The 1,366-nt window shown below is 31.7% G+C and carries 1 protein-coding gene; it reads left to right on the top strand.

Annotation, left to right across the window (positions count from 1 at the left end):
• Positions 1–1,366 (top strand): hypothetical protein (locus FTV38_RS17550; protein ID WP_180023048.1); only part of this gene is annotated, 1,366 nt, incomplete at both ends.

Raw genomic sequence — 1,366 nt, forward strand, 5'->3', positions numbered from 1 at the left:
TTAATAATCTTGGAGATCGCGAGTTTGAAATACTCTGCTATTCACTAGTTAAGGAAGAAATTAAGAAAAAAAAACATCAAGACCTTACAGATATTGTACTAATGCAGGGGGTTGGAGAGAGAGGACGAGACTGTGTACTTTATGGAAAAGATGGTGTTTCTGGATTAATTCAGTGTAAAAAATATACGGGAAGGCTAACCAAACCTCAGTTATTAAAAGAGCTGATTAAGTTTGCACTATATGCTAGTAAGGACTCTTCAATTCTTCCTAATCTTAATAATTTCAAGTATTTGATTTACGTATCGAATGATTTTACTGAACCTGCAAATGATCTAATTCATAATTATAGTCTTAGTATTCTTGATGATATTAATAACGGGAATATTGCTAAGTATATTAGTGAGATAGTAGAAGAATATGAGTCTTTTCGAAAGGAGAGATTCTCTCCTCCATTAGAAGAGGTAAAAAAAATACTTACTAGCATCAAAGTCGATGCAGTTAATGGCACTGATTTAACAAATAGGATCTATGCTGAATCTACAATTTTAAAAAATTTCTTTAATGTTAAAACTGTAGTTTCTATAGATGATGCTGATCAAATTATAAGGAAGGCTTTCGATGACTATGGATTAAAGTTACTTACAGATGAAGATTTGAAGTCTATTCAAGCAAGAATAAGCCAAACAAATCCTGATCATCGAGTTGGTTTTGGTTTCGTCGATTTCTATGGGTACAGTGTTGAATTTTTTAAAAGTTTAAAAAATGAAGAATATCAGGAAATTTTAAATATTGTAGTGAATCTACAAATGACCCTTAATCGTAAGTTATTAGATTTTATAAATACAGAAATACGTAATTTAATATTTTCTGAAGTTACTTGTAACTTGTTAAGAACTAGGAAAATCCATCAAATTAGTGTTGATGTATGTGCTCCTTACTTATTTAAACGAGTCACTCAAAGTGTAATGAAGCAAGTAATACCAGATTTCCTTTTAGATGAAAGTCAATTTGGAAAGTCAGAATCTACTGAAGATGTGATATCAGAAGTAGTTGAAAGACTCATGAAAACATGTGAGCGAATTATGGCTGGAGATTACAGTGAGCTTGTTGGAGATGATGACTTAGTTGAGATGAAGAAAGACTTATTCAGACATACATATCACGGACTAGCCAATATTACTGCTGCACGAGAACGTATGGAGTTAGATTTACCAATATTGATTCCAGTATTAAAAAGTATGGAGAGTAAACTCAATCAATCAATTTCGGACACAAGAACAGTAGTAATTTCTGATAGCTCTTGTCTAAACACTACAGAAAAATTAAGAAAAATATTAGAACCGTGCAACAAAATTGGACCACTGTT

Origin of the sequence: Acinetobacter sp. YH16044 (assembly GCF_013417145.1) — a bacterium.
GTDB classification, from domain to species: domain Bacteria; phylum Pseudomonadota; class Gammaproteobacteria; order Pseudomonadales; family Moraxellaceae; genus Acinetobacter; species Acinetobacter amyesii.